General features: G+C 42.1%; 8 protein-coding genes and 2 pseudogenes. 4 read left to right on the forward strand and 6 right to left on the reverse strand.

Going from position 1 to position 8,949, the window contains the following annotated elements; all coding sequences use genetic code 11:
• The 3 genes from HMPREF0670_RS06260 to HMPREF0670_RS06275 all read left to right on the forward strand — a co-directional run.
• Window positions 1–216, forward strand: a 216-nt coding sequence (locus HMPREF0670_RS06260; RefSeq protein ID WP_232213865.1) for a hypothetical protein, incomplete at its 5' end; no start/stop codon positions are given.
• An 860-nt stretch (window positions 217–1,076) separates the two neighbouring features.
• Complete coding sequence (locus HMPREF0670_RS06270; RefSeq protein WP_009230307.1) at window positions 1,077–1,979, forward strand: ATP-binding cassette domain-containing protein; 903 nt, start codon at window positions 1,077–1,079, stop codon at window positions 1,977–1,979.
• Complete coding sequence (locus tag HMPREF0670_RS06275; protein WP_044077772.1) at window positions 1,976–2,752, forward strand: ABC transporter permease; 777 nt, start codon at window positions 1,976–1,978, stop codon at window positions 2,750–2,752. The genes HMPREF0670_RS06270 and HMPREF0670_RS06275 overlap by 4 nt, the downstream gene beginning before the upstream one ends.
• A gap of 1,068 nt (window positions 2,753–3,820) precedes the next feature.
• Here the strand turns inward: HMPREF0670_RS06275 and HMPREF0670_RS17035 are convergent.
• The 6 genes and pseudogenes from HMPREF0670_RS17035 to HMPREF0670_RS06300 all read right to left on the reverse strand — a co-directional run.
• Window positions 3,821–4,069, reverse strand: a pseudogene (locus HMPREF0670_RS17035) (hypothetical protein); the annotation flags it as partial.
• A 451-nt stretch (window positions 4,070–4,520) separates the two neighbouring features.
• On the reverse strand, window positions 4,521–5,087 hold the full coding sequence (locus HMPREF0670_RS06280; protein ID WP_009230310.1) for a hypothetical protein: 567 nt from the start codon (window positions 5,085–5,087) through the stop codon (window positions 4,521–4,523).
• A 120-nt stretch (window positions 5,088–5,207) separates the two neighbouring features.
• Window positions 5,208–5,999 (reverse strand): TatD family hydrolase, encoded by a 792-nt coding sequence (locus HMPREF0670_RS06285; protein WP_009230311.1) that lies wholly within the window; start codon window positions 5,997–5,999, stop codon window positions 5,208–5,210.
• Window positions 6,000–6,233: 234 nt separating this feature from the next.
• Window positions 6,234–6,932, reverse strand: coding sequence for a hypothetical protein (locus HMPREF0670_RS06290; protein ID WP_009230312.1), 699 nt, complete (start codon window positions 6,930–6,932; stop codon window positions 6,234–6,236).
• Between the two features lie 24 nt (window positions 6,933–6,956).
• A complete protein-coding gene (locus HMPREF0670_RS06295; protein WP_009230313.1) occupies window positions 6,957–7,931 on the reverse strand; it encodes a polyprenyl synthetase family protein in 975 nt (324 codons plus the stop codon).
• A 12-nt stretch (window positions 7,932–7,943) separates the two neighbouring features.
• Window positions 7,944–8,654 (reverse strand): energy transducer TonB, encoded by a 711-nt coding sequence (locus HMPREF0670_RS06300; protein ID WP_044077773.1) that lies wholly within the window; start codon window positions 8,652–8,654, stop codon window positions 7,944–7,946.
• 121 nt (window positions 8,655–8,775) lie between these two features.
• On the opposite strand from HMPREF0670_RS06300, the pseudogene HMPREF0670_RS06305 reads away from it, so the two are divergent.
• A pseudogene (locus HMPREF0670_RS06305) lies at window positions 8,776–8,949 on the forward strand (DUF3308 domain-containing protein); the annotation flags it as partial.

Genomic DNA, 8,949 nt, shown 5'->3' on the forward strand with positions numbered 1-8,949 from the left:
AATACCAACAACTTGATGTGCAATGCGTACGTTACTCAAAGCTTCATGAAAGGTAGATTTGCCGTGAAACTCGAAGCGTTCGACCTTTTCCAGCAACTTAAAAGCGTAGATTATCAAGTGAACGGCCAAGGAAAGAGCGAGATACGCTACAACACTATCCCCCACTACATCATGCTACATGCTATTTATAAGATGAATGTGGGAGGTAAGAAATAAGGATACCTCACCCACTTACCTATTTCCTTCATATTCAATAGCGCATCAGTGATTTAGGCACAACCTCCGGCTGGTAAACAATTTCATACAACCTGAGTTCGGCATAGTTGTAGGACATCTGAATTTGCTCTTAAAAAGAGAATCTTATAAATTCGCACTTGCTACGTTAATACATAAAGCGTTAAACAATGTTACCCCATGTCTTATTTCAAACACTTTTCTTATTTTTGCATCAAATATAACATATCTGCAATTTAGCTCTCGTGTTTTATAACCTATTATAAATCGAAAATACAATTCATGAATCGCCTACTAATAAATACACCAATTACAGCAAATTGGGATTCTGATACAAATATTGATAAAAAATCTGTTACGGATGCCGACAATATTCTTCGTTCAAGTTAGGCAGACATCGCATATCCTTATAATGGAATTGTTTATCAAACATCAGATATTTTGCGGAGATATTATTTAAACACTAAAGATATCAAGGTCCTCTATAAAAAAACTAATATGCTTTATTTTCTTTGCAATCAGCCAATGTATGGAGGTGACGTATTTGTAAATAGGAAAAATATATTGATGTGGACATGAAAAATGAAAGACATTATGGATGGGGTAATGAATATTATGACTGCCATAATAGATTCACAAACCTTGGAAATAATGTATATAGGGTTGATGCTCCTTTATTCCATCTATGTCATCCGAGAAAAGAGAATAGTTCTTTCCGCCCAAAAACATTTCACCATATATTTTCCAATGAATTATTTAGAATTTCAAATAGGTCTAAATAAGAGCTACTGAATTACATTAAATCATTTAAATACGAATATTTTTAAAAGATAGTGTTGATTATGAATATACTAGAAACCAACCATCTCACTTTTAACTACAGAAATCATTCTGTATTAGAAGACATTAACTTGAAGATTCCAGAGGGGTCCATTTATGGATACTTAGGCAAGAATGGGGAGGGTAAATCTACTACGATAAAGATACTTTTAGGATTGGAGCAAACCCCAAAAAATACGGTATTCTTCAATAAAAAAGAATTCAATTCCAACAGATCGTATATCCTTCAAAATATAGGATGCCTGGTAGAACAACCATTCTTCTATGCAGATTTGAGTGCCTATGAGAATCTAAACTATCTGGATATGCTATATCATTGTGGACAAAAGCGCATTAAAGAGGTTTTAGAACTTGTGAATTTGACCAAAGATAAAGACAAAAAAGTTAGAAAATATTCTACAGGAATGAAACAACGCCTGGGAATTGCGATGGCAATGTTTCATAATCCGAAATTACTCATTCTTGACGAACCACTCAATGGACTAGATCCGCAAGGTGTTTATGAAATGAGAGAGCTAATGCTCAAACTTCAAAGCGAAGGAAAAACGATTTTCATATCAGGACATATCTTAGCTGAACTGGAGAAAATATGCACACATATCGGAGTATTAAATAACAAAAGATTATTGTTTCAAGGAGAAATTAACAGTCTACTCAATCAGAAAAAGCTTTCTTATTTAATATATACAGACCAGCCGGAACGAGGCATGGAGATATGCAAAGAGCACTTGATACCCGTAAATAGGATTTCTGACAGAACGTTTATCATAGAAATAGAACAAGACGGCTCTTTTGACAGTTTTAGAAATTTAATGCAACAAAACAACATTCAAATTATATTTGCAGATAAATGCCAAGAAAAATTGGAGTCTGTATTCCTTCATCTAATAAAAACCGACTTATGAAACCAGTATCATTCTTTACCATTCTTAAAAGCGAACACTATAAATTAAGATTTAATATTGCCATTTGGCTCTTCTTGTTATTTCCCTTTTTCATTACTTTATATATTGATGTATATATCTTGTTTAAACATGCTGATGCAGTCAATAATCCGGCAATGACTTTTGATTACAATCCTTGGGTATGGTTATTGGGTAGGTACATCTTTGAATTTTATAGTCTGCTTTATCCAATTCTTGCAGCCGTTTTGAGTTATTCTTTATGCGATGTAGAATATAAGAATTATGGATTTAGACTTCTTTTTACAAGACCTGTGAGCAAGGTGACAGTTTATTCGAGCAAAATTGTCTTCCTTTTAGAGATTATCTTTATTTCTTCCCTTATAGGTTATCTTACTTTCCTTCTGTCTGGTTTTGCTCTGGATAAGTTATTACCCGGATATAAATTCTCCAGTTATAATGTTAATACCCTAATGGCTTCATATTTCTCGTATTTGTTTATAGCCCTTTCTGCTGTTTCATTTATACAATATAATCTTAGTTTGATTTTTAAGAGTTTTGTTTTGCCTATTGGGTTTGCTAGCCTCATGACGATCTTTGGTATTATTGCTCAAAATAAAGATTATGCCTACCTTATACCCTATAGCACAGTGTGGAGATTAAACCACTATGTTTATAGCGGAATAATAAACTTTTCAAAAAGCGAATACGCAAGCATAGCCTATGTGCCATTCTTTATCGTTATCTCATTTTTTGTATTTATAAGGAAAAAATAAAAGATACACCTGCTGCAAAAAAAGAATCAAACAATTGAAGTAGCCTTGACTTTTAATGTTTCTATAATTTGAGAGGGGCTTATTGTCTTTGTGCTGTAAAGCGAAGACAAACACTCCTCTTCATGTACAAAGTACTGGAACAAGGATACGATGAAATCTGATATTCCGGCCCATTTGTATGTGGCGAAACGTGGTTATATCTCAAAAAGTGGCCAAGTGGAAGTCGTCCTATACATTCTCTACAAGTTGAAAAACGGCTGTCGATGACAGATTACTTCTGCGTTCCCTTATACTGACTCCGTTGACCGTGAGTAGCATGACCGGCAGCCGCTCGCGCTGGCGGTAGTAAGCTTACGTGCTTTTCGTGCCGTTACCCATGCACGCGTACACAGCACAATCGCATTTTGTCTATTTTTTAGTCAGAAATTTAACATTATGAGTGCCATTTCCAGCCACCAATCGCTCACCCTGCCGCAAAAAATCGATTCTCGCAAAGGTTGGTTTTGATGCAAAAAGGGGGTAGCATGTGAACGAGGCAAAATGAATTTTTATTTAAAAACACCGCCATTTGTACCTGTTTTTGGGCTATTTGCTGCTAAATGTACTGCGATTTGATGCAAAACGCACTGTAATATGGTGCAAAACGCAGTGCATTTTGGTGCTAAATACAGTGCGTTTTGGTGCTAAATGCAAGACGTTTTGGTGCTAAATGCGAGGTAAAAAGCATAATAATACATAGTAATGGTATAAAACAAAACCTTTTAGAGCCGTTAAAACATGGCCGAAAAGGGCGAAATAGTCGTTAAAAAGTAGGATTTTAGGGGCTAAAAGCGAGTAATTGGGCTTGAAAAATAACGAGTAGGCAGCCCAAATAGAAAGGCTAAATGGTGCAAAATGCAGGTTTTGTTCTGAAAAACAGGGAAAACGTGAGGCGTGAAAGACTATAAAGAGTAGCTTTTTAGCTACTTTATGAGCGATATTTGCGCTAGAACGAAGTGAAAATTAGAGTGATATTGTAAAATAAAATATAACAATTTAAGATTTTGAGTTGATGAGTTGGTGAGTTGAATAGCACTCGCCTAAACGAAACTTACTATTAAGCAGAATTACATGACTAGCCCAGTTGGTGGCAGCAATGGCCGACTGCGTAAAGATTTCCTCTATCCAACAGACGTCACTGTGATAGATAGCCGACAGCGTTTGAGGAACCTCTCCTAATTGTGCAACAGGTTGTTGCGCAATTGTGTTCGACAGATTATCTGTATCTTGAATTTGTGCAACAGGTTGTTGCACTATTTGATTGAGTTCGTTAAACAACAAATAGATACAACTCAAAAAAAGACGCTATGGGTTAGAACTGGCTAACTTAGCAGAATGTAACAATCTGTAAGTATCACTACGCCCATGAATCAAGGTAAATACATTTTTAGCCAGTTGAGACTTTCTTCCGAAAGTAAAGTTACAGGCAGCCAACGAAGTGGGTATATTCCTAAATATTGCTGTCCGGTAAAAATAAACAGAAAGTTCTGTATCTCTTTATCCATCGGCATTGCAGCCGTTTAACTCATCCAGGGGCTTGGTTTTCAGTTTCAAACTGTAAGTATTATAAAATGCACTTCTTTTGATAAGAAAAGACCTATAATAACCGATAATTCTAAGAAATAATAAGGTTAAGTCTATTTTAACTAACACAGATATCCCCCAAAAAGTTTTACCGGACAGCAATAAAACTAAAAAAACAACTCATAGACTCACCCACACAGGCAAACTATGGCTCTATTAGGAGATCGTCTTTCGTCACCAATTTCAGCGTTGTCTTTTCTCCTTTAACCACAGCACGATACATACCATCCCGCTTAACGCATATCAGCACCAACTGTTTAGCATCCTTGTTTTGGCATCTATCCGCTTCTATCACGCAATCGAACCTATTCGCTTGCAGCGTCTCAGCAATGGCGCGGTCGTCTTTTGTGCCTAAATAAGACTTCCTTTCATCACCTCCTTCATCTCTATTTGCAAGATTATCAACCAAAAAGTATCGCAATTGGTCATCGTAAACATACACTTTGTGCCGACAGTCGTACACTTTGCGAAGCCAATCGCTAACTGTAAGCGAAGCGATACTGTCTGTGGGGACGGATTTTTTCTTGGTCGTGAGGTCGCATACGTAAATATACGCTGTTGCATAGAGCTTCACCTGCGTCGGAATCTTGAATATCCTACGCATCTTAAGGATGGTTTTTTCTCCCATTTGCTGAAATTCCCCAGTGTTCCACGTTTGTGCCGAAACACGCGTTGCAAACAAAACAAGCAACAATAAGATTATCCTTTTCATACGTCAATCTATTTCGTTTTATGCGTTAATTCTCTGAAAGAAGCCTTATCACAGCGGTATTGAAAAAACAATGCTATGCCATTGCGCCATTATAAACCAACCAACGAAGTGGATTTGCTCTTAAAAAGGCACGCGCGAACCAAATACCCGCTTTACATTCTCATTGGTTTGGCGGGCTATTTCGTCGGTGGTGGTGGCGTAGGCATTGGCCATTACCTCCACAACATGGGTGAGATAACTGCTCTCGTTGCGCTTGCCGCGCATGGGAACAGGGGCCATGTAAGGGCCATCGGTTTCGAGAACGATGCGCGAAAGGGGAATGTGGGGCAACACCGAGGGCAGGTTCGACTTCTTAAAAGTAAGCACACCGCCAATGCCCAGCACGAATTTGTCGAACTGCAAGAAGGCATCGGCCTCGCGTTCGTTACCCGTAAAGCAATGGAAAACACCGCCTGGCAGTTGGCTTTCGTACTTTTTGATGATGTGCACCATCTCGTTTTGCCCCTTTCTGCAATGTATCATCAAGGGCAATTTGTATTCGGCCGACCAGCGCACTTGTTCTTCGAAGGCTTCAAGTTGTTGCTTTTCGAACTCGCGACTCCAATAAAAGTCTAACCCCACTTCGCCAATGGCGATAAAGGGGTGCGGCTCTTCAAACCGCCGTTTCATGCGTTTAAGCACCTCAGCATAGTCGGCCTTCACCTCTTCGGGATGCAAACCCATCATGGCGAAGGCGTAGTTGGGGTAACGCTGAGCCAGCAAAAGGGCGGCATCGCCACTTTGCTCGTCGATGGCAGGAATAAAAACCTTGCTTACTCCTGCCGCTTTGGCACGTGCAACAACCTCGTCAAGGTCGTCGCGATAGTCGTCCACATCTAGGTGGATGTGCGTATCAATAATCTCTGTTGTCATGTTCTCGTTTACAATCTGTTGGCTCTGGGCCCAATTACAAAAGCCCAAAAAGCCTTGCTCCCCATAACGATGGGGAGAAAAACCGCCAACATACATGCACCGAAAGCAAGCTGTCCCAATCTTTTTGCATTGGGACAGAAACCCGTTCGGTGCTTAGGCTCACGCTAAAAACTCGGCTAAGCCACATTGAGCAGTGGCACAGCGTTTATAGAAGCGGCCTTTAACGAGAAATAGTTAATACAGATGTTCCTCGTTGCGGCGGTAATAATATATCACCCCCAGCTTTCTACACTCGGCGAAACGCACCTCTGGCGGTTCGTGTTCGAAGTGTTTCTCGATTTGGTTCCACAAGTCGAGGATGATGTTGTCTGTTTCAGGGCGTAGCGTGTGCAACGTGTCTACGGCCTTGTTCGTTCGGGCTTGCAGCGACTTTTGTTGCTTATAGGTCTCCATAAAGATGTCGTAATGCGTGGAAACCATCCCGATGGTGGGGTTGTAGATGGGTCGCCCGCCCTGCTTAATGCGTTCTTTCTCGCCCTCGATAACCCGCTTACCATATTCGGCCAGGCCCTCTTGGGTTTTAAGATTGGGCAGCGATGTGGCGTGTTCGCTAAGTCCGTAAAGTTTCAGAGCCGACTTTTTAATCTCTCCGCGCTCAACACTCATGAAGAGCACTTGCAGAAAATGGCTCACATACATTACGGCATTGCGCTGCACGCGGTCTATCTTGCCCGTCTGTCTGGCTTGCGCCGTAAGCGAGGTTCGATACTGCTGGGCTGCCGTCAGTAGTCGGTCGTAGGCAGGTCTAGCCCTGTTAATCACGCTCCAATCGATAAATCGATTTCTTGCCGCATACACACTTTCGTTTTCGAGCAACATTTTCAGTGCTTTGAGTCGTGCGGCATCTGTCTTAGGTAGTCGTCGGTATGGCATGGTATTGTATTTAGGTGAGAGGTTCTAGTATTTTCTGTTCATCATTTTCGAGGCATAGTTAATGAGGTTTTCTTTTCTTTCGGCCGGCACGTTCACCTCGTCGAGGTAGCGTTTGCCACATTCAAAGTAATGCTCTATTCGCCGTTCGGCCATCTTGTCGATGCCCATAGCGTTGTAAAGCTGGGTGATGGCCGCAATTTTTTCTTGTGCATTGCACTGCTCTTGGCTAACCCAGTGTTGCAGTTCGGCACGTTGTGCGGCATCGGCCTTGTTGAAAGCATTGATAAGCATGTACGTTTTCTTGTTGCTTACGATGTCGCCGCCAATGGCTTTGCCAAACACTTTGCTGTCGCCGTACACGTCTAGGAAGTCGTCTTGCAGCTGAAAAGCCAAGCCTATTTGCTCGCCAAACTTATATAATAGGTCGGCATCTCGCTGTGGAGCATCGGCCAACAGCGCGCCCATCTTCATGGCACAGGCCAAGAGCACGCTGGTTTTTAGGCGAATCATCTCGATATATTCGTCTTCGGTTACATCGTTGCGATGCTCAAAGTCCATATCGTATTGCTGCCCTTCGCCAATTTCGAGTGCCGTCTCGGTAAACAGTTCCATCACGGGTTTCAGCTTTGCGGCATCGCATTGTGCCACCAGCTGATAAGCCAAAACCAGCATCGAGTCGCCCGATAGTATGGCCGTATTGGCATCCCAACGCTTGTGTACGGTGGGCTTACCACGTCGCAGGGCGGCATTGTCCATCAAGTCGTCGTGCAGGAGCGTGTAGTTATGGTAGGTTTCCAATCCGCAAGCAGGTGCAAGAATGCTTTCGGGGTCGTCCTTAAACAGATTATAGGCCAGCAAAGCAAGCGCAGGCCTAATACGTTTACCCCCAATGGAGAGCACATAACGTATGGGTTCGTAAAGCGATTGCGGCTTACGATTGAAGGGCAAAGCCTCTAAATATGCGTTTATTTTGCTGAGAATTAGATCGTCTGTCAACATGTTGACTAATTTTTAAAGTTTAAATACGATAGGTATGGCAAAGAGCGTGCGGCATGGTTTGCCCTTGTCCAGCCCAGGTTTCCACTTGGGCATGTGGCTGATAACGCGCAAAGCCTCGGCATCTAAGTCTTCGTTTACGCCGCGAACCACCTTTTGGTCGGTAATGGTTCCGTCTGCATTGACGATAAACGACACCATCACACTGCCTTGAATGCCCTGCTCTTGGGCAGTTGGCGGATAGCGAAGGGTGCGTTGCAGCCATTTCATAAACTCCACAATGCCGCCTGGATATTCGGGCATCTGTTGCACAACGCGCGGTTTATCGTCGTTGGCAATTGGTTCGGGAACAGGCTGTTCGATGGCCGTTGTAGGCGTTTCGTTTTGTTGCACGGTTGCCTCCTCGCCTTCTTTTTCCTCGTCGTTGCGTTCGTTCAGCTTGTCGGGCAATGCCACGGGCGTGTCCACCGCCTTAATTTTCGTGGTGATAGAGGGTGCGGCAGTGGGAATTGCGGCGGCCACCATTTCGTTTTTCTCCACGTCGGGCAGTATTTCCATCTCCTCGAAGAAGTCGTCTGGCACCTCGTCGTCGAAGTCAAAGGCACGCGAATTGCTGTTGTACTCCAGCGCCACAAACAGGAACGAGAGTACTACAACAAGCCCAAGCAAATAATTGGTTACGCGCTTGTTCTCCAAATTGGCACTATGTGTCTTCTTTACCTCCACACGATTGAAGTTGTTGCAACAAAGTTAGAGCTTTCACGGCGAATGAAACTCAATTCACCTACAAATATAATGATATAATTGGAAAAAGGTGTAACTTTGTAGATAAAACAGAAAGAAGTTGATGAAAAAAGTTATTTTCGCCCTTATTTTGTTCTTTATGGCGGATAAAATGGCGGCACAAGAGAGCCAAACGGCTTATAATTTCTTGCGGCTGCCTGTTAGTGCGCACGCCGCCGCGCTAGGTGGCGACAACGTTACGCTCATTAACGACGATGCTTGGCTGATGTTCAACAAC

The organism is Prevotella sp. oral taxon 317 str. F0108, from assembly GCF_000162415.1.
GTDB lineage: Bacteria > Bacteroidota > Bacteroidia > Bacteroidales > Bacteroidaceae > Prevotella > Prevotella conceptionensis.

Excerpts from the sequence above, each read along its gene's own strand:
- HMPREF0670_RS06290 (WP_009230312.1), bottom strand. The coding sequence starts at position 6,932 with ATGCCATACCGACGACTACCTAAGACAGATGCCGCACGACTCAAAGCA.
- HMPREF0670_RS06270 (WP_009230307.1), top strand. The coding sequence starts at position 1,077 with ATGAATATACTAGAAACCAACCATCTCACTTTTAACTACAGAAATCAT.
- HMPREF0670_RS06280 (WP_009230310.1), bottom strand. The coding sequence starts at position 5,087 with ATGAAAAGGATAATCTTATTGTTGCTTGTTTTGTTTGCAACGCGTGTT.
- HMPREF0670_RS06295 (WP_009230313.1), bottom strand. The coding sequence starts at position 7,931 with ATGTTGACAGACGATCTAATTCTCAGCAAAATAAACGCATATTTAGAG.
- HMPREF0670_RS06275 (WP_044077772.1), top strand. The coding sequence starts at position 1,976 with ATGAAACCAGTATCATTCTTTACCATTCTTAAAAGCGAACACTATAAA.
- HMPREF0670_RS06285 (WP_009230311.1), bottom strand. The coding sequence starts at position 5,999 with ATGACAACAGAGATTATTGATACGCACATCCACCTAGATGTGGACGAC.